Origin of the sequence: Pandoraea pnomenusa, from assembly GCF_040391475.1 — a bacterium.
In the GTDB taxonomy this organism is placed as follows: Bacteria; Pseudomonadota; Gammaproteobacteria; order Burkholderiales; family Burkholderiaceae; genus Pandoraea; species Pandoraea pnomenusa_C.
The window spans coordinates 46101-65997 of sequence record NZ_JBEBXS010000001.1; the positions used below are offsets into that span (position 1 = coordinate 46101).

At 64.5% G+C, this 19897-nt stretch carries 17 protein-coding genes; 16 read left to right on the forward strand and 1 reads right to left on the reverse strand.

Features of this window, described 5'->3' with window-relative positions:
• Positions 1–127 precede the first annotated feature (127 nt).
• The 3 genes from ABWO90_RS00180 (at position 128) to ABWO90_RS00190 (ending at position 3363) form a co-directional block, all read left to right on the forward strand.
• A complete protein-coding gene (locus ABWO90_RS00180) occupies positions 128–538 on the forward strand; it encodes a hypothetical protein (protein WP_353189177.1) in 411 nt (136 codons plus the stop codon).
• A 235-nt stretch (positions 539–773) separates the two neighbouring features.
• Positions 774–2306, forward strand: coding sequence for a glycosyltransferase family 39 protein (locus tag ABWO90_RS00185; RefSeq protein WP_353189178.1), 1533 nt, complete (start codon positions 774–776; stop codon positions 2304–2306).
• A gap of 88 nt (positions 2307–2394) precedes the next feature.
• Complete coding sequence (locus tag ABWO90_RS00190; RefSeq protein ID WP_353189179.1) at positions 2395–3363, forward strand: aliphatic sulfonate ABC transporter substrate-binding protein; 969 nt, start codon at positions 2395–2397, stop codon at positions 3361–3363.
• 18 nt (positions 3364–3381) lie between these two features.
• Here the strand turns inward: ABWO90_RS00190 and ABWO90_RS00195 are convergent, their stop codons facing one another.
• Positions 3382–4344 carry a LysR family transcriptional regulator gene (locus ABWO90_RS00195; RefSeq protein WP_353189180.1) on the reverse strand — a complete coding sequence of 321 codons (963 nt, stop codon included), beginning with the start codon at positions 4342–4344 and terminating at the stop codon, positions 3382–3384.
• A gap of 117 nt (positions 4345–4461) precedes the next feature.
• Here ABWO90_RS00195 and ABWO90_RS00200 point away from each other — a divergent pair, with 117 nt between their 5' ends.
• The 13 genes from ABWO90_RS00200 (at position 4462) to ABWO90_RS00260 (ending at position 19860) form a co-directional block, all read left to right on the forward strand.
• Positions 4462–5127 (forward strand): HAD family hydrolase, encoded by a 666-nt coding sequence (locus tag ABWO90_RS00200; RefSeq protein WP_353189181.1) that lies wholly within the window; start codon positions 4462–4464, stop codon positions 5125–5127.
• A gap of 16 nt (positions 5128–5143) precedes the next feature.
• On the forward strand, positions 5144–6301 hold the full coding sequence (locus ABWO90_RS00205) for a DSD1 family PLP-dependent enzyme (protein ID WP_353189182.1): 1158 nt from the start codon (positions 5144–5146) through the stop codon (positions 6299–6301).
• A 105-nt stretch (positions 6302–6406) separates the two neighbouring features.
• Positions 6407–7162 carry a histidine utilization transcriptional repressor HutC gene (gene hutC / locus ABWO90_RS00210; protein ID WP_353189183.1) on the forward strand — a complete coding sequence of 252 codons (756 nt, stop codon included), beginning with the start codon at positions 6407–6409 and terminating at the stop codon, positions 7160–7162.
• 129 nt (positions 7163–7291) lie between these two features.
• A complete protein-coding gene (gene hutU, locus ABWO90_RS00215; RefSeq protein ID WP_353189184.1) occupies positions 7292–8971 on the forward strand; it encodes a urocanate hydratase in 1680 nt (559 codons plus the stop codon).
• Positions 8972–9045: 74 nt separating this feature from the next.
• The gene (gene hutH, locus ABWO90_RS00220; RefSeq protein WP_353189185.1) at positions 9046–10578 is read left to right on the forward strand and encodes a histidine ammonia-lyase; all 1533 of its coding nucleotides are present in this window, start codon (positions 9046–9048) and stop codon (positions 10576–10578) included.
• Between the two features lie 192 nt (positions 10579–10770).
• Positions 10771–12150 (forward strand): L-histidine transporter HutT, encoded by a 1380-nt coding sequence (locus ABWO90_RS00225; RefSeq protein WP_353189186.1) that lies wholly within the window; start codon positions 10771–10773, stop codon positions 12148–12150.
• Between the two features lie 7 nt (positions 12151–12157).
• Positions 12158–13384 carry an imidazolonepropionase gene (gene hutI, locus ABWO90_RS00230; protein WP_353189187.1) on the forward strand — a complete coding sequence of 409 codons (1227 nt, stop codon included), beginning with the start codon at positions 12158–12160 and terminating at the stop codon, positions 13382–13384.
• A gap of 37 nt (positions 13385–13421) precedes the next feature.
• On the forward strand, positions 13422–14384 hold the full coding sequence (gene hutG, locus ABWO90_RS00235) for a formimidoylglutamase (protein ID WP_353189188.1): 963 nt from the start codon (positions 13422–13424) through the stop codon (positions 14382–14384).
• A 354-nt stretch (positions 14385–14738) separates the two neighbouring features.
• Positions 14739–15701, forward strand: a complete 963-nt coding sequence (locus ABWO90_RS00240; protein ID WP_353189189.1) for a LysR family transcriptional regulator — start codon at positions 14739–14741, stop codon at positions 15699–15701.
• A 113-nt stretch (positions 15702–15814) separates the two neighbouring features.
• A complete protein-coding gene (locus ABWO90_RS00245; RefSeq protein WP_353189190.1) occupies positions 15815–16819 on the forward strand; it encodes an ABC transporter substrate-binding protein in 1005 nt (334 codons plus the stop codon).
• Between the two features lie 58 nt (positions 16820–16877).
• Positions 16878–17645, forward strand: coding sequence for an ABC transporter permease (locus ABWO90_RS00250; RefSeq protein WP_353189191.1), 768 nt, complete (start codon positions 16878–16880; stop codon positions 17643–17645).
• 68 nt (positions 17646–17713) lie between these two features.
• Positions 17714–18481, forward strand: a complete 768-nt coding sequence (locus ABWO90_RS00255) for an ABC transporter ATP-binding protein (RefSeq protein ID WP_353189653.1) — start codon at positions 17714–17716, stop codon at positions 18479–18481.
• Between the two features lie 41 nt (positions 18482–18522).
• Complete coding sequence (locus tag ABWO90_RS00260; protein WP_353189192.1) at positions 18523–19860, forward strand: NAD(P)/FAD-dependent oxidoreductase; 1338 nt, start codon at positions 18523–18525, stop codon at positions 19858–19860.
• Positions 19861–19897: the final 37 nt, after the last annotated feature.

Genomic DNA, 19897 nt, shown 5'->3' on the forward strand with positions numbered 1-19897 from the left:
GTGGACGAACGCCCGAAAGATTAACATCTGAAATGAAATTCGGGAGAGGAATTCGTCGCCGCCTTTCATTACATTCTTCCCATGGCGCGCTACCATGTCGGACACCGTGGTATTTCCCAACCGTCCAATGAACGACCTTCCGTACCTCGATTACACGGCATTGCTCGCGCTCGCCCAATCGGTGCAAGCGTCCACCGCCACCTGTGTCTGCACCCGAACGTCGCTCGACGGCTGGGCCAGCCTGCCGAATTCCCTGCCGGACGATCAGCTGGAAGTCGTCGGCACGCTCATGGCCTTGCACGATTCCCACGAGCCGACATTCAGCGAGTACCACCCCGACGGCACGTCTTACTGGGCCGCCAACGCGCCGATTGCCCCGCGCTACTTTCCCTACAACCGTGCGAACGTCTGCCGCTGCCGCGATTGCGGACGCCTCTACATGCGCTATCAGGAAGGCGGAGGCTACTTCGTCGATCAACGGATCCGTGCGATCGATCCGGCCCTGATCGTCGACGCCCCGCTTCAGGAAAACGCATAACGCCGCGCAAAAGGCGCCGGCGGACTTGTTGTCTTCCGTTTTCATTTGTTTTGATTTGTTCCCGTTTGTGAACCGACATGTTCGGAATCGGCCGATTGGCAGGATGACGAAGCGTCAAACCACACAGGAAACCCAAAACAATCAATCGATTACGATGATTTTTCGTCCATTCGAATTGTTTCGGGCCGAAAAATAACGACAAGAACACGCCTGCGCACTTCGAGTCGAAGCGCGCATGCAAAAACATGACGCTTCCGCTCCCGACTCCGGCTACCTGAGCCCCGCGCCACCCGCGCCGGGCGAATACGTTCGATGGTTCGCACGAGCCGCGCAACGTTCGCCCGCGCTGTATGTCGCGATCTACGGCGTCGTCTGGACGCTCGTCAGCGCTTCGCTGGATCCCACCGTGCCGTTCGACGCGGTCGAGGCGTTCAACTGGGCCCGCAACGCCGAATGGGGGACGCCGAAGAATCCGTGGCTCGTCGGTATCTCGATGTGGCCGATGGTGGGCTTCGGGCGGCTTGGCGGCGAAGCACTCGCCATGTATTGGTACGCGTCGCATTTCGTGGGCGTCGCGATCGGCATGCTCGGCGTCTGGCACCTCGCGCTGCGACTGTCCGGAGAGCGTCGTCTGGCGTGGCTCGCCATGTTGAGCCTGCACCTGTCCGGCGCGATCAACATCGATATCCTCCCGTACAACGACAATTACCTCCTCGTCATGCTCTGGCCGTGGATGCTGTGGCTGTTCGTGCGCGCCCTCTTCGACGCCCCCCGCTTCTGGCCCGCATTTGCGGTCGTCGCCGGACTCGCGGCCATGACGAAGTACTCGACGTTTGCCTTGCTCGGCACGATGGCGGTCGTCGTGATGCGCACACCGGCCTTTCGCGCGCATTGCCGCCGCCCGGCGTTCCTCGTTGGCGTGGCAATCTTCATCGGGTTGGTGGCGCCCAACGTGATCTGGCTCGCGCAGCACGACTTCGCTGCGTTCCGATGGGTCGGCGACCAGATCAAGCCACATTTGAACGCCCGCGCACTCACCGGTGCGCTCACCGCGCTCTATCCGGTTGCCACGCTGGCGCTGATCATGCGCCTCGCGGGGGTGCGATTCACGCGGCCGGCCGCACCGGTCCGTGTCGCGGCGTGGGTGATGCTTGCGCCCTGGCTGCCGATTCTGGCGTACTTCACATGCCACAACGGCGGACGCATCTCCGAATGGCTGCAACCGTTTGCCGTGCCATTGCCCGCGTTGCTCGTGGCGTGCGTCGCGCCGGGTAGCAGCGTCCGCGCGGGGCGCATTGCGCGATGGCTGCCGGTCGTCGGTGTTGTCGTACTCGCGGGCTATGTCGTCGCACTGACGGCAAACCTTCGCAACGCGGGACAGAAGTTCACCGGCATCAAGACGCTGAGCGTCGCTCTGGAGCAACGATGGCAGACGCGCTATCACGCGCCGCTGCGCTACGTCGGCCACGATCATCTGGCGACCTGGCTCACGTTCTATGCGCCAGGCAATCCGCATCTGCTCATGCGCTGGACGGATCGAAACCGGCCCAACATCTACACGAAGGACATCGACGAACGTGATGTCCGGGAGCACGGCGCACTGCTGCTCGGCCGTCCGGGCCATGCGTGCCGCCGCGCCGGTGTCGGCCGCACCCTCGCGCAATGGCCAACGCTCGCCGTCGACGTGCAGGAGACGCTTCCGTTCTCGTACCACGGCAACGCGCCGCCAGTGCCGTTGTGCGTCATGTACATCGCACCGCAGCGGTGAATATCCAAAGCAGAAACGCTTCGTTGCCCGCCGCGCGCGGGTCCGGATAATCGTGACGATTCCGCCAAACCAACCCGGGGCAACGCGCATGACATCGCTCGACCAGCTATCTCGCCGTCATTTTCTGACCGTACTCGGCGCCGGTGCAGCGTCGCTGGCGCTGCCTGCGCGCGCCGCTTACGACGCGACCAAATTTCGCATCGGCTACCAGAAAGCCGCCAGCACGCTAGTGCTGGCCAAGGCCAACGGTGCCCTGGAAGCGCGCTTGAAGCCGTTCGGCGTGGAAGTGACCTGGGCCGAGTTCGCCGCAGGGCCGCAACTGCTCGAAGGGCTGAATGTCGGCGCCATCGACTTCGGTTATGTCGGTGAGGCGCCGCCCGTCTTCGCACAGGCGGCGGGTGCAGACTTCGTCTACAGCGCCTACGAGGTGCCGACGCCACTCGCCGAAGGCGTCGTCGTCGCCAATACCTCGCCGATCAAAACCGTGGCCGATCTCAAGCGCCGCAAGGTGGCGTTCAACAAGGGGTCGGATGTCCATTGGTTCCTGGTCGCGCTGTTGCGCAAGCACGGACTCGACTTCGGTGATATCGACCCCGTGTACCTCGCCCCCGCCGACGCGCGCGCCGCGCTGGAGCGAGGGGCGGTCGATGCATGGGCCATCTGGGACCCGTTCCTCACCGCCGTACTCGATCAGAGCCCGGTGCGTCTGCTCGCCAACGCCGAAGGCGCCGCCGACCACCACCAGTTTTTCCTGAGCCAGCGCACGTTCGCGTCGAAGCGGCCCGAGGTGATCAAGGCCACGCTCGAGTCGCTGGGTCAGACGGGGCAGCAAATTCGCGCGGATTATGCGGGTGCGGCGGCCAGGCTGGCGCCGATCCAGGGGCTCGACGCGAAGATCATCGAGAAGGGTTTGCGTCACTACGCGCATGTGTACAAACCGGTTTCCGATCCTGTACTGCAGGCGCAGCAACGCATTGCGGACGCGTTCCTCCAACTGAAGCTCATCCCGCGTCCGATTCGCGTGGCCGACGCCACACTGCCGGCTCACGTCGGCTGAACGCCGCCCCATCGCCGGTCAACGCGCAGGACGGCGTGGCCGGCGCGACGGGGCCGGTGACGGCACACCCAACGCATCCTCCAGAAACGCCATCAACGCCTGCAGCCTTGCCGTGCGACCGCGCCGTGTGGGCACGAGCAACGTGACGGGTGCACTCTCGAACGCCCAGTCCGGCAACACGCGCACCAACCGGCCCGCCGCTACCGCGTCGCGCGTGTCCCATTCCGAGCGCAACACCAACCCCAGCCCCTGTTCCGCCCATTCCCGCGCCACGCTACCGTCGTTGCTCGTGTACGCGGGCGACACGCGCACGTTGTCGCGCGCGGCCGTGCGTCGGCCGGTCGGTGGCGCCGGAGGATTCGACCGCCGTTGACATCGCCACAGGGTCGCATCCTCGTCATTCTCGCGAATGCAGATGCAACGATGGCGAAGCAAATCATGCGGCTCGGCCGGGGTTCCATGCCGTTGGAGATAGGCGGGACTCGCGCACAACCAGCGCTCGTTCGGCGAGAGCGTGCGCGCGATCCATGAAGAGTCCCTGACCGCCCCCACGTGGATGACGGCATCCGAATCGTGTTTGTCCGGCCACGGTGTCTCGCGCAGATCCAGTTGCAGGTTCAGATCCGGATGCAGCAACGCGAAACGCGCCAGCGCGGGGGCAACGTGATGACGTCCGTAACCGAATGGCGCGGCGATTCGCAGTTTGCCTGTCAGTCGCTTGTCTTCACGACGGAACGACTCTGGCAGCGCGTCGAGTTGCGCGAGCAACGCCGATCCCTCGCGGGCAAGCCGCTCTCCTTCGGCCGTCAGGCTCAATTGACGCGACGTGCGCGTGGCCAGTGCGAGCCCGAGCGTCGCTTCCAGCTTGCGAAGCCGGGAAGACAGCGCCGGCGGCGTCACGTTGAGCATGCGCGCCGCGGCGCTGAGCGACGGCGACTGGGCGAGCGCCTCGATCAGACGCAAATCCTCGATCTGGATCATTAACTTGTGCTTAATGTTCGATGTCGCATCATTTAACCACGGCACATCGTTTCCTTCCTACACTGCTGCTCATGACAACGGCCGCAAACCGCGCCACCCCTCATCACCGAGCCTGCCATGTCCGATACCTCCGCCCAGCAACCCGCCGCCTGGCCTCGTGCCGTGCTGTTCGATCTGCTTACCGCCTTGCTCGACTCGTGGACCGTCTGGAACCGGGCAGCGGGAAGCGAAACCGCCGGACGCACATGGCGCGTCGAGTATCTGCGTCGCACCTATGGATGCGGCGCCTACGTCAGCTACGAGCAACTTGTCCGGGAGGCCGCAGCACATGTCGGCCTGCCCCCGAGTGCGGCGCACGCCCTCGAAGCCGAATGGCCAACGCTCCCGGTTTGGGACGGCGCGCGCGAACTGCTCGCCGCATTGCGGCCCCATTGCAAGCTGGCGGTGGTCACGAACTGCTCCGCGACGCTCGGGCATCAGGCCGCCGCGTTGCTCGGCGTCGACTGGGATGTCGTCGTCACCTCGGAGGAAGCCGGCTTCTACAAGCCCGATCCGCGTCCGTACCGCATGGCGCTCGACAAGCTCGGCGTCGCCGCCGTCGATGCCGCCTTCGTCGCCGGTTCCGGTTACGACCTGTTCGGCACGTCGGCCGTCGGCATGCGCACGTTCTGGCATAACCGGGTCGGACTCACGCGCCCCGACGGTGCGCCTGCGCCAGAGCGCGAAGCGTCGACGCTCGCTCCCGCGCTCGGCTGGCTCCGAAGCTTCCACACGGTCAACTAAGACACCGAGACTCATCATGACTTCCACGCACAACGTCCCCCTCGCCTCGCTGCAAACGCTCGAGACCCCGGCCGCCGTGATCGACGTGCCGCGCATGCAGCACAACATTCGTCGCATGCAGTCCCGCATGGACGCCCTCGGCGTGCGCTTTCGGCCTCACGTCAAGACCAGCAAGTGCGTCGAAGTGGCCCGGGCGCAGATCGCCGCAGGCGCGACGGGCGTCACCGTCTCCACGCTCAAGGAAGCCACGCGATTCTTCGACGAGGGCGTGACCGACATCCTTTACGCCGTCGGCATGGTCGCGAGCAAACTGCCCGCCGCGCTCGCGCTGCGTCGTCGTGGCTGCGATCTGAAGATCATCACGGACAGCGTGGCTTCGGCGCAGGCCATCGTCGCCTTCGGGGCTGAGTTCGGCGAGACGTTCGAGGTCTGGATCGAGATCGACACCGACGGCCACCGCTCGGGCATCCGCCCGGACGAGGCGGCATTGCTCGACGTCGCCCGCGTGCTCCACGAAGGTGGCGCGACCCTCGGCGGCGTGATGACCCATGCGGGCTCCAGCTATGACTACGACACGCCCGAAGCGCTCGCCGCCATTGCGGAGCAGGAACGCGCCGGATGCGTGCTGGCCGCCACGAGGCTGCGCGACGCCGGACTGCCCTGCCCGGTGGTCAGCGTAGGCTCCACGCCGACCGCGCTCGCCGCGACACAACTCGAAGGGGTCTCCGAAGTGCGCGCGGGTGTGTACGTCTTCTTCGATCTGGTCATGCATAACGTTGGCGTCTGCACGACGGACGAACTGGCGCTGAGCGTGCTCACGACGGTGATCGGGCATCAGGCAGACAAAGGCTGGGCGATCGTCGATGCCGGCTGGATGGCGATGAGCCGCGATCGCGGCACGCAGAAGCAGAAACGCGACTTCGGCTACGGTCAGGTCTGCCGGATCGACGGCAGCGTCGTGCCCGGCTATGTGTTGAGCGGTGCAAATCAGGAACACGGGATTCTCTCGCGCGAAGGTGATCCGGATCCGGACATCGTCACGCGCTTTCCCATCGGTACGTTGCTGCGGGTGATGCCGAATCATGCGTGCGCCACCGGCGCGCAGTTCCCCGAGTACCACGCGATTGATCCCGGGCACGACCTGGCAGTCTGGTCGCGATTGCATGGCTGGTGAGCCCGACGGGTTTCGCACACGCCTCATTTTTCTCGTCTCAGGCAGGCGATTGGCTTATCCTTCAGGCTTTCCACCCGCACGCTCGTGTCCGGAGAGCCCCTCAAGGTGTCACGTCAAACCGTCCAGCCGACTGTCGAAGCGCTCAATGAGCAAGGGCCCGCGCCCCGCTATCTGCAACTCAAGCAGTTCATCTGCCGTCAGATCGATAGTGGCGCGTGGCCCCCGCACCATCGCGTGCCCTCGGAGAACGAACTCGTCGATCTCTCGGGCGTGAGCCGCATGACAGTCAATCGGGCGCTGCGCGAACTCACCGCCGAAGGACGCCTCGTGCGCATGCAGGGCGTGGGCACCTTCGTCGCCGAACCGAAGTCGCACTCCCCGCTGCTCGCCGTCAACAACATTGCCGACGAAATTTCCGAGCACGGCCATCGCCATCGCGCCGAAGTGAAACTGTTGCGCGAAGAACTGGCCGGTCCGGAGCGCGCGCTCGCCATGGGCCTGCAGGAACGCGAAAAGCTGTTCCACTCGGTCATCGTCCACTATCAGGACAACGTGCCCGTACAGATCGAGGATCGCTTCGTCAATCCGGCGCTCGCGCCGAATTATCTCGAGCAGGACTTCACCAAGCTCACGCCGAATGCCTATCTCCAGCGCATCTCTCCGCTTACATCGGGCGAGCATGTCGTGGAAGCCGTGACCGCCACGCCGGACGAAGCGCACATGCTCCAGATCCAGCGAACCGAGCCTTGCCTGCTCATCCGGCGCCGCACATGGACCGGAAAACGTGTCGTGTCCGTTGCCCGCCTGCTCCACCCCGGCTCGCGTCATCGTCTCGAAGGCCGTTTCGGCGACGCCGAGTAATTACCGCCCCCGTCACACCCCGTCCTACCGCGTCCCGCCGCGCTGTTCTGCGTGAAAACCCTAGTTCACGGTAAGTTGTATATACAATACTGTACAAGCCATTCACCGCTCAGAACGAAAGGGATTACCGTGAGCCAATTCACCCGATATCGCGATGTCACGATCCGCGCCCCGCGCGGCACGCAACTCAATGCCCGCAGCTGGCTGACCGAAGCGCCGCTGCGCATGTTGATGAACAACCTGGACCCGGACGTCGCCGAGAATCCGAACGCGCTCGTGGTCTACGGGGGCATCGGTCGCGCCGCCCGCAATTGGGAGTGCTACGACAAGATCGTGGAAACGCTCAAGACGCTGGGCGACGACGAAACGCTGCTCGTGCAGTCGGGCAAGCCGGTCGGCGTTTTCAAGACGCACGCCGACGCGCCGCGTGTGCTCATCGCCAACTCGAATCTGGTGCCGCACTGGGCGAACTGGGAGCACTTCAACGAGCTCGACGCCAAGGGGCTGGCCATGTACGGCCAGATGACCGCCGGCTCGTGGATCTACATCGGTAGCCAGGGCATCGTGCAAGGCACGTACGAAACGTTCGTGGAAGCGGGCCGCCAGCACTACGGCGGCAATCTGAAGGGGCGCTGGGTGCTCACCGCCGGTCTGGGCGGCATGGGCGGCGCGCAGCCGCTTGCGGCCACGCTTGCCGGCGCCTGCTCTCTGAATATCGAGTGCCAGCAGACCAGCATCGACTTCCGTCTGCGCACGCGCTACGTCGACGAACAAGCCAAGGACCTGGACGACGCCCTTGCCCGCATCGCCAGGTACACCGCCGCCGGTCAAGCCGTCTCCGTCGCCCTGTGCGGCAACGCGGCCGAGATTCTGCCGGAACTGGTGCGTCGCGGCGTGCGTCCCGACATGGTGACGGACCAGACCAGCGCCCACGATCCGCTCAACGGCTACCTGCCGATCGGCTGGACGTGGGACGAATACCGTGAGCGCGCCCGCTCGAAGCCCGCCGAGGTCGTGAAGGCCGCGAAACAGTCGATGGCCGTGCACGTGAAGGCGATGCTTGAATTCAAGGCGAAGGGCGTGCCCACGTTCGACTACGGCAACAACATTCGCCAGATGGCCAAGGAAGAAGGCGTGGCCAACGCGTTCGATTTCCCGGGCTTCGTGCCCGCGTACATTCGCCCGCTGTTCTGCCGTGGCGTGGGCCCGTTCCGCTGGGCCGCGCTCTCTGGCGATCCGCAAGACATCTACAAGACCGACGCCAAGGTCAAGGAACTGATCCCCGACGACGAGCACCTGCATCGCTGGCTCGACATGGCGCGCGAGCGCATCAGCTTCCAGGGGCTGCCTGCCCGCATCTGCTGGGTCGGCCTCGGCCTGCGCGCAAAGCTCGGACTGGCGTTCAACGAAATGGTACGCTCGGGAGAACTCTCGGCCCCGGTCGTGATCGGCCGAGATCACCTCGACTCCGGCTCGGTTGCCAGCCCGAATCGCGAAACGGAAGCCATGCGCGACGGCTCGGACGCCGTCTCCGACTGGCCGCTGCTCAACGCCCTGCTGAACACGGCAAGCGGCGCAACGTGGGTGTCGCTGCACCACGGCGGCGGCGTGGGCATGGGCTTCTCGCAGCATTCCGGCGTGGTGATCGTGTGCGATGGCACCGACGCCGCCGCTGCGCGCATCGCCCGCGTGCTCAATAACGATCCGGCGACCGGTGTCATGCGTCACGCCGACGCCGGCTACGACATCGCTGTCGAGTGCGCCCGCGAGCACGGCCTTCACCTGCCCATGCTGGGCACCGCAAAGTAAACGCGACGTCGACACGACACCACTACCCAATACGCAAGACACCCCCGAATATGTCGAATCAAGGAATTACGTCCATGACAAAGCTGTTTGTCACGCCCGGTACGCTCACGCTGGCGCAACTGCGCGACGTCTATCAGACCCCCACCACCGTGACGCTCGACGAATCGGCATACGCAGCCATCGACAAGAGCGTGGCCTGTGTGGAGAACATCGTGAGCGAAGGCCGCACGGCCTACGGCATCAACACCGGCTTCGGCCTGCTCGCCTCGACACGCATCGCCCACGCGGATCTCGAAAATCTGCAGCGCTCGCTGGTGCTCTCTCACGCGGCCGGCGTCGGCGCACCGCTCGACGACGCGATGGTGCGCCTGATCATGGTGCTCAAGATCAACAGCCTCGCTCGCGGCTTCTCCGGCATTCGCCGCAAGGTGATCGACGCGCTCGTCACGCTGGTGAACGCCGAGGTCTACCCGCGCATTCCGCTCAAGGGCTCGGTCGGCGCCTCGGGCGATCTCGCCCCGCTCGCCCATATGTCGCTGCTGTTGCTCGGTGAGGGCCAGGCCCGCTATCGCGGTCAATGGATGAGCGCGCGCGAAGCGCTCGCCGTGGCCGGCCTGGAACCGATGACGCTCGCGGCCAAGGAAGGCCTCGCGCTGCTCAACGGCACGCAAGTCTCCACGGCCTACGCATTGCGCGGTCTCTTCGAAGCGGAAGACCTCTACGCGGCGGCCAGCGTCTGCGGGGCGCTGACGGTGGAAGCCATGCTCGGCTCGCGTGCACCGTTCGACGCCCGCATTCACGCGGCGCGCGGCCAGCGCGGTCAGATCGATGCCGCCTCGCTCTATCGTCATCTGCTGGGCGAGACCAGCGAAGTCGGCCAGTCGCACGCGAATTGCGAGAAAGTGCAGGATCCGTACTCGCTGCGTTGCCAGCCGCAGGTGATGGGGGCGTGCCTGACGCAGATCCGCCAGGCCGCCGAGGTGCTCGCCGTCGAAGCCAACGCGGTCTCGGACAACCCGCTCGTGTTCTGGGAACAGGGCGACGTGATCTCGGGCGGTAACTTCCACGCCGAGCCGGTCGCGATGGCGGCAGACAATCTGGCGCTGGCACTGGCGGAAATCGGTGCGCTGAGCGAGCGTCGCATCTCGCTGATGATGGACAAGCACATGTCGCAATTGCCTGCGTTCCTGGTCGCCAACGGCGGCGTGAACTCGGGTTTCATGATCGCGCAGGTGACGGCTGCCGCCCTGGCGTCCGAGAATAAGGCCTTGGCACATCCGGCCAGCGTTGATAGTCTCCCGACCTCGGCCAACCAGGAAGACCACGTGTCGATGGCCCCGAACGCCGGTAAGCGGCTTTGGGAGATGGCCGATAACGTCGAAGGCATCCTGGCGATCGAATGGCTCGGCGCCTGCCAGGGACTGGACTTCCGCGAGGGGGTCAAGACGACGCCGGCGCTCGAAGCCGCTCGCGCCCTGCTGCGCCAGACGGTTCCGTTCTACGATAAGGATCGCTATTTCGCCCCGGACATCGAGGGTGCGAGCGAACTGATCGCGCAGCGCAAGCTGAGCGCACTCGTGCCGTCCGGTACGTTGCCGAGCGTTTGATTCGCGTTTGATTCTCGCCCTGCCGGGGCGAAACGAACAGTGATTCGCGCTCCGGCACAGCGGCGTTTCGGGCTGGGGTTGCCCCCTCGTGCGACGGTCCATCGGCATGCCGATGCACCTGCCGGCCGTACAACCCGATTTTCTTGGCCGCCCGCGCACGCGGGCCGGCTCATCACGCATTCAGGAGACAGCTTGAAAAACCTGCAACGCAATCTGAGCGCGCGGCATATCCGCTTTCTCGCGCTGGGTTCCGCCATCGGCACCGGTCTGTTCTACGGTTCGGCGTCGGCCATTCAACTCGCCGGTCCGGCGGTCATTCTTGCGTACATCATCGGCGGCGCCGCCGTGTATATGGTCATGCGGGCCCTCGGCGAAATGTCCGTGCGCGAACCCGTCTCCGGCTCGTTCGGCCGCTACGCCCGCGACAACCTCGGCCCGCTGGCGGGGTTCCTTACCGGCTGGACCTACATCCTTGAAATGGTGATCGTCTGTCTGGCGGACGTGACGGCCTTCGGGATCTACATGGGCTTCTGGTTCCCGGACGTGCCGCAATGGATCTGGGTGCTCGGCATCGTGATGCTGATCTGCGGCCTGAATCTGTGCAATGTGAAGGTCTACGGCGAGATGGAGTTCTGGCTCGCGCTGGTGAAGATTCTGGCGATCGTCGCGATGATCGTCGGCGGCGGAGTGATTCTGTTCTCCGGCGTGCATCTGCACAGCGAACACGCGCCGGCGGTGAGCAATCTGTGGGCGCATGGCGGCTTTCTGCCCAATGGCTGGGGCGGGCTGATCGCGTCGCTGGCGGTGGTGATGTTCGCGTATGGCGGCATCGAGATCATCGGCATTACCGGTGGCGAAGCGAAGAATCCGGAGAAGGTGATTCCGCGCGCCATCAACGCGGTGCCGGCACGCATTCTGCTGTTCTACGTGCTCACGATGTGCGTGCTGATGATGATCTTCCCGTGGACCGGCATCGGCAGCCAGGGCAGCCCGTTCGTGCAGATTTTCTCGGGGCTGGGCATCAAGTCGGCCGCCGCGATCCTGAATCTGATCGTGATCTCGGCCGCCATCTCGGCGATCAACAGCAACATCTTCGGCGCGGGCCGCATGATGTTCGGCATGGCCGAACACGGTCAGGCGCCTGCGGCCTTCTCGGCAACGTCGCGTCACGGGGTGCCCTGGGTCACGGTGCTGGTGATGACGGCGGCCCTGCTCGGTGGTGTGGTGCTGAACTACCTGATTCCGGAAGGCGTTTTCCTCATCATTGCCTCGATTGCGACGTTCGCCACGGTTTGGGTATGGCTGATGATCCTGCTCTCGCAGGTGGCCATGCGCCGTCGTCTGTCGGCGCAGGAGGTGGCGGCTCTCAAGTTCAAGGTGCCGCTGTGGCCGGTCGGTCCGGCACTCGCCATCGCCTTCATGCTGTTCGTGATCGGCGTGCTCGGTTACACGGAAGACACCCGCATTGCTCTCTATGTCGGTGCCGGCTGGATCGTATTGATGTCGTTTGCGTACCAGTTCGGTGTCAAACCCAAGCAAGCGCAATTGCGCCGCCAGATGAGCATGGAATGAGCCCCCTATGAAACGTACCTTCTGGAAGCACTGCCATGTCGCGACAATGCGCGACGGTCGCTACAACGCCATCGAAGATGCCGTGATCGTGACGCATGGCAAGCACATCGAGTGGGTTGGCCCGCGTAGCGAGCGCCCGGCGGCCGGTGCCGACGAGTGCATCGATCTGCAAGGCGCGTGGGTCACGCCCGGGCTGATCGATTGCCACACGCATCTGGTGTTCGGCGGCAATCGCAGCCAGGAATTCGAGCAACGCCTGCAGGGCGTGAGCTACGCGGAAATTTCGGCAGCCGGCGGCGGCATCCGACATACGGTTCGGCATACGCGCGACGCCACGGAAGACGAGCTCTTCGCGTCGGCCCGCAAACGGTTGCTCGCCCTGATGCGTGATGGCGTCACAACGGTAGAGATCAAGTCGGGGTACGGCCTCGACCTGACCAGCGAGCGCAAGATGTTGCGGGTGGCGCGCCGCCTGGGCGAAGCGCTACCCGTGACGGTCAAGACGACATGTCTGGCCGCACACACGGTGCCGTCGGAATTCGCGGGCAAGGCCGACGAGTACGTGAACTATGTGTGCTCGGAGATTCTGCCCAAGCTCGCCGAAGAGCATCTGGTCGACGCGGTCGACGCGTTTTGCGAAACGATCGCGTTCTCGCCCGCGCAAGTCATGCGCGTGATGCTCAAGGCACAGAAGCTGAAGCTGCCGGTAAAACTTCACGCGGAGCAGCTTTCCCCGCTCGGCGGGTCGAGCATGGCAGCGGAGTTGGGCGCGCTGTCAGCCGATCATCTCGAGTACATGACGCCGGATGACGCCGCCGCCATGGGCCGCGCCGGCACGGTAGCCGTGCTGCTGCCGGGCGCGTTCCACATGCTGCAGGAGACGCGCCGCCCGCCGGTGGATTTGCTGCGACGTCACGGCGTGGATATCGCTGTGGCGTCGGACCTGAACCCGGGGACCTCGCCTGCCCTGTCACTGCGCCTGATGCTCAACATGGCCTGCACGCTTTTCGGGCTCACGCCGGAAGAAGCGCTGGCAGGGGTTACGCGCAACGCGGCCAAGGCGCTCGGCATGCTCGACACGCACGGCACGATCGAGGCCGGAAAGACGGCGGATTTCGTGGCGTGGGAGATCGAACGTCCGGCGGAACTCGCCTATTGGCTTGGCGGCGAACTGCCGTCGCGCACGGTGCGTAACGGGCAGTGGCGCGATCTGGCGTCGGTTGTCGCGGGTTGAACACGTCGAAAATCAGGACGCACGGAGACTGATACTCATGGCTACGCAATTGAAGCCTGTTACGGGCGACACCCCGGTGTGGCACGGCAGGACGGATGCTGGCGAGCGGGGAGACACCCGCCGCCTTTTCAACGTCGTTCGCGAGATTGATCCGCACGCGCAAGCACCGAATGCCGGTGCGCCGGTGCTGCTCGGGTTCGCCTGCGATGCCGGGGTAAAACGCAATCAGGGTCGCGTGGGGGCCGCAGAAGGGCCGCAAGCGATTCGGCGCGCGCTGGCAAATCTTCCTGCGCACGATATCGCCGAGTTGTTCGATGCCGGCGATGTGGTCTGCGACGGTGACGCCCTCGAACCGGCACAACAGGCGCTGGCCGACGCCGTGCAACGTCAACTCGACGCAGGCGCGCATCCGGTGGTGCTCGGCGGTGGTCACGAAATCGCCTGGGGAACGTGGCAGGGATTGCGTGCGCATCTGGATGCAAAAGGCGACCGCGAGCGCGTTCTGATCCTCAACCTCGACGCACACTTCGACCTTCGGACGGCACGTCCAGGCTCATCGGGTACACCGTTCGATCAGATCGCGCATGCGTGTGAGTCGGCTGGCTTGCGATTCGATTACGCTTGCCTCGGCGTGAGCCGCCTCAGCAATACGGCATCGCTCTTCGAACGTGCCCAAGCGCTCGGCGTGACCTTCGTCGAAGACACCGACATGCAGGATCGCGATCTCGATGCGCGTCTCGCACAGATCGACGCCCTGATCGCCGATGTCGCCCACGTCTATCTGACGATCGACCTCGATGTGCTGCCCGCACCGGTCATGCCCGGCGTGTCCGCGCCCGCCGCTTATGGCGTGCCGATGCCGGTCGTCGAAGCCATCGTGTCCCATGTGCGTCGCTCCGGCAAACTTCGTGTCGCCGACCTCGCCGAATACAACCCGCGATTCGACCCGCAAGGCTTCGGCGCACGCGTCGCCGCCCGGTTGGCATATCGGTTGCTCTGATTTCACTTCCTGCTGTTATCCCGGGTGGCGGACAATTCCGACCACCCCGTTTCTTCCCTCGCTTCCCCTCCGCCTCCGCTTCTCGTCTCACTCCCGACCCCGCTTCCCACTCCCGCAGCCAGACCCCTCACGACCTCCCAATTCCATCTGGTGAGACCAGCATCGCCTTTTTCCCCTTCCCATCCCCTCTTGATTCCCGCCGCCTAATACAAAGTATTAGTTTTACTTAACTAGGTTTTGTTTTTTGCGGCCTCATCCCTACAATCCTCAGAAATTCTTATACCGATTCATTGCGGCGCAGCAGAAAGGACTTTCTCACCTTCTGACTTGCGTCGCCGGACTGGAGACAAGCCGATGAAGAAACGCGCAGACCTCGACGTCAGATCGTTGCGGATCTTCGAGGCCGTCGCGTGCGCAGGCAGCCTCTCCGGCGCCGCCGAAGCCCTCGGCGTCACACAGTCCGCTATCTCGCAAGCCATCGCACAAATCGAACAAACGGTCGGCACCCGCGTGCTCGACCGCTCGCGTCGCCCCCTGAAGCTCACGCCCGCCGGTCTCGCCCTCTCTCGTCACGCACGCCAGATCGTCGACGACATGGACCGCCTGATCGCTCAAGTCCAGGACGCCGACGTTGCCAGCCGCGCCGCCGTACGCGTCGGCATGATCGATTCGTTCGCCGCCACCGTCGGCCCCTCCATCGTTCGACAAATGTCCGGCAGCACGAGCGAACTGCTCCTTTGGTCAGGACTGGCCAACGGCCACGCACAGGCACTGCTCGCGCGACAACTCGATCTGATCGTGACGAGCGACCCGATGCACGACATGGAACGCCTCGTGCGCCGCCCGATCTTTACGGAACCGTTCATCGTCGTGGTGCCGAAGGCCCGCGAGGCAGATCTCGCCAACGCCGATCTCAGCGAACTGATTCGCTCGGCGCCGCTGATCCGCTTCTCCGGACGCTCGCACTTTGGCGCCGTCATCGAACGCCATTTGCGCCGCACCGGCCACTCCCCTCGCATGCATCTGGAAATCGATACGTCGGACATCGTGATGTCGATGGTGGCCGCCGATCTCGGTTTCACGATCGCCACCCCGCTCTGCCTGCTTCAAGGACGCGCTTCGCTCTCGCAAGTGGCCGCGTTGCCGCTGCCCGGCCCCGCGCTCTCACGCACGATTTATCAGGTATCGCGCGAGGGCGAAGTGTCGGAGATGGCCTCGCAGTGCTTCCTCGCCGGACGCATGGCGCTCGCACAGGAAGCGTTCCCGGAATTGCGCCGCCTGATGCCGTGGCTGGGAGAGCGTCTGGCCCTTTGCTGAATCCCGGCATTCGATTGCCGATCAAGCCCCGGGCGCCGGGCCGGATGTCTGTCATCTGAAGTGCGCCCCTTTTGTTCACCGCGAATAACACAGACCCGATAACGGAGACACGCATGAACCTTTCACGACGCAAATTTCTTCACACGAGCGCAGCCATGTCGGCCGTCGCCGCCACCGGTGGCATGACGCTCCCGGGCATGGCCCGCGCCGCAGACGCCACCACGGTGCAGTACGGCGGCTCGGCCTGGCTCGGCCACTATCCGGCATATCTGGCGATGAAGACGGGGGCCTTTACCCCCGCAGGCATCGATCAGCAATGGCAGTCGTTCGGCACCTCCTCTGCCCGCATGAGCGCCGTGCTCTCGGGCGGCATCGACATCGCCTGCACGGGCATTGTGTCGGCGCTGGCGTTGATGGCGCGCGGTTCGAAGCATTTTTCGATTGTGGCGGTGCCGGAAAGCTTCGGTCGCGTGGAAGGACTGTTTGTGCGCGACGGCGTGAATTCGCTTCAGGATCTGAAGGGCAAGAAGCTGGGCGTGACGTTTGCCTCGAGCGCGCACTTGCTGGTGCTGGACCTGCTCGGCAACGCCGGTCTGTCGAACGATGTGACGGTCCTGAACGTGCCCGCGCCGGAGTTGCCGGGTGCGATTCAGTCGGGCCAGATCGACGCTGCCGCCGCCTGGACACCGCAGTTCAACCGCATCCGCGCGATGTCCGGCATGAAGCTGCTCGCGGACGATACGCAGTTCTCGCTGTACAAGAAGTACAACGTGACGCCGGGTCCGGATGTGCTGATCGTGCGCAACGCATGGGCAGAGAAGAATGGCGACGCGGTTCGCAAGTATCTGAAGGTGTATTTCGACGCCTGCCAGACGCTGCGCGACAAGCCGGATGAAGCGGCACGCACGCTGATCGGCCTGACGGGGATGTCGGCACTCGACCAGATCGAGACGATCAAGGGCGCGGAGTGGTATTCGCTCGCGCAGCAAACGCAGTTGCTGAAGTCGCCGGGCAGCTATGTCGACGGCCTGCAACGTCTGGCGGAAATGCTGGTGACGTACAAGCAGATCGACAAGGCGCCGGCTGTGCGTCAGTGGATCAACACGTCGTATCTGTAAGCCCCGCGCGCCGGTATCGCCCGAACATCGTACCGGCGCCCGCTCGAGGAGTCTGATTGTGAATCATCGCCAACCGTCTCGCGCCACGCTGCTGGGTGTGGGATTCGCGTCCGTGGTCGTCTTCCTGCTGGTCTGGGAATTGGCGTGCCGCACCGGGGTCGTCGACCCGCTGTTTCTCCCCCCGCCCTCTGCCGTGGCGGAGCGCATCGTCACCATGATGGCCGACGGTTCGCTGCTGGCGAATGTGCTCGCCTCCACGCGCCGCGTGATGGCGGGCTTTATCGCCGCCACGGTGGTCGCGATTCCGCTGGGCATCGTGCTGGGCACGTCGAGCTACGCCCGCGCGGCGTTCGACCCGATTCTGTCGTTCCTGCGTCCGCTGCCCTCGATGAGCTGGATTCCGCTCTCGCTGCTGTGGTTCGGTATTTCGGAGACGCAGAAGTACAGCATCGTGTTCATGGGCACGTTCGCCCCTGCCCTCGTGTATGTGATCGAGGCCACGCGTAATGTGGACCCGCTGCTGATTCGCGCCGCGAAGAACCTCGGCGCGAGCCGCTGGCAGGTCATGCGCGAGGTGATTCTGCCCGCGAGCCTGCCGCAGATTCTGTCGGGTCTGAAGATCATCCTCGGCCTGTCGTGGACGTGCGTGATTTCGGCCGAACTGGTCGCCGCACGCGAAGGACTGGGCTTCCTCATCATGAACGGCAAGGAGTTCTTCCAGACGGAAGTGGTCGTGCTGGGCATGGTGATGATCAGTGTCACCGTGCTGGTGACGGATATCGTGTTTCGCGCCATCGAGCGCAAGGTGTTGGGGTGGCAGGCATGAACGATCGCATCGATTCTCACGCTGGCGCGCAGCAAGCGTCGAACGCTTCTGCAGGCAAATCGGAAACGATGATCTCCATCGATGGGGTGTCGAAGCGCTATGGCGATTTCCAGGCGCTCGAACGCGTGGACATGAACATTGCTCGTGGCGAATTCGTGGTCCTGCTCGGTGCCTCGGGCTGCGGCAAGTCGACGCTGCTCAATCTGATTACCGGCTTCGACGACCCCACCACGGGACAGATTCACGTGAATGGCCGTCAGGTGAAGGGCATCGACCCGCACTGTGGCATGGTCTTCCAGCAGTACGCGCTGTTCCCGTGGCTGAGCGTGCTCGATAACGTGGCGTTCGGCCTGAAGATGAAAGGCATCGACAAGGCCACACGCTACGCCACCGCCCGCCGCTATATCGAGATGGTCGGCCTGAAGGGCTTCGAGGACCGCTATCCGAAGGCGCTCTCGGGCGGCATGCGTCAACGGGTGTCGATCGCTCGCGTGCTCGCGAACGACCCGGACGTAATCCTGCTGGACGAACCGTTCGCCGCGCTCGACGCAATGACGCGTCAGGTGCTGCAAGAGGAGTTGCTTCAGATCTATCAGAAGAGCGGCAAGACAATTGTCTTCATCACGCACTCGATCGACGAGGCCCTCATGCTCTCGACCCGTATGGTGATCATGAGCGCACGTCCGGGCCGGGTGGCCTGCGACCTGCCGAACGATCTGCCGATGCCGCGCGACGCCCAGGTGCAGCTCTCGCCCCGCTACAACGAACTCAAATCGCAAATCTGGAACACCGTACAAACCGAGGTCATGCGCAGTCTGGAAAACCAGGCTGCGTAATCCCCGGGCACGTTTCGGCAAGCCCCCGCCCTTCTATCGTCATGTCCAATCAAGTCAATCCTCCCTGCCCGCCCCATGCCGGGCAGGACAGTTTTCCCGCGTATCAGGCGGGCGCCGGCTGGAACGCCCTGCTGCCCGCCCGGCTTGCGCACACGCAGCCGCCGCTCTCGCGCAGCTTCGACGTCATCGTCATCGGCGCGGGCTTCACGGGGTTGGCCGCCGCACGGCGTGTAGCCGAGCTACGCCCCGAAGCCACGGTGCTGGTGATCGACGCCACCACGGTCGGCAACGGTTCGGCCGGGCGCAATTCAGGCTTTCTGATCAACCTGCCGCACAACACCGGCATGGGCGGGCACGGCAGCCCGGTAGAAGTCGCGCGCAAGCAGATCCGGCTCTATGACATCGGATTGAAGTGGCTGCATGAACTGGTCACGACGCACGGCATCGATTGCGGATGGAATCCGGTCGGCAAGTATCACGCGGCCGCCACCGCCGATGGCGAACAGCGCCTGCGCGACACGCTTGCGCAATATCAGGAATGGGGCGTGACGTATCGCGAGTTGTCCCGCGACGCACTGCGCAGCGAACTCGGCACCGACTATTACGGCTACGGCTATCACTCGGCCAACAACGTCTTCGTGCAACCTGCCGCGCTGGTGCGCGGGCTGGCCGACAGCCTGCCGCCGAACGTGCGACTTTGGGAGAACGAACCCGTGGTGTCGCTCGACGGCACCGGTCCGTTCAAGGTGACGACGCCCACGATGCAGCTCGACGCCGGACAGGTCATCGTCGCGAACAACGGTTTTGCACGCAAGCTGGGATTGGCACGCGATCGCGTCTTCACGATCTACACCTATGCCGCCATGACCCCGGCATTGTCGCCCGACGAGTTGCGCAAGCTCGGCCCGGCACGCGAATGGGGCGTCATTCCGGCGAACCGGCTGGGCACGACGCTGCGCAAGACGCTGGACGGCCGCTTCGTCGTGCGCAGCGCCTATTCGTACGAGAAAGAGCGGCCGCTTTCGGACGTGCGCGACATGCTGACGGATGCGTATCAGCGGCGCTATCCGCATCTGGCGTCGCACAAATTCGAGTATGTCTGGGGCGGTGTCACGGCGCTGACGCGCAACGGCGCGCTGTATTTCGGCGAGATTCGCAAGAACCTGTTCGCCTCACTGGGATGCAACGGCGCAGGCGTGCTGAAGGGCAGCATGTTCGGCAAACTTCTCGGCGAGATGGCATGCGGGCAGCAATCGCCCGAACTGACCGATGCACTGGGCTTCGAACGGCCGACGTGGCTGCCGCCCGAGCCGATTCGTCGCGTGGCCGTCGTGTCGGCGATTCAGTACCAGAAGCATCGCGCCGGGCTCGAACGTTAAGTGCGGCGCTGCGGGCTGCCAACGCGGCAGCCCGCAC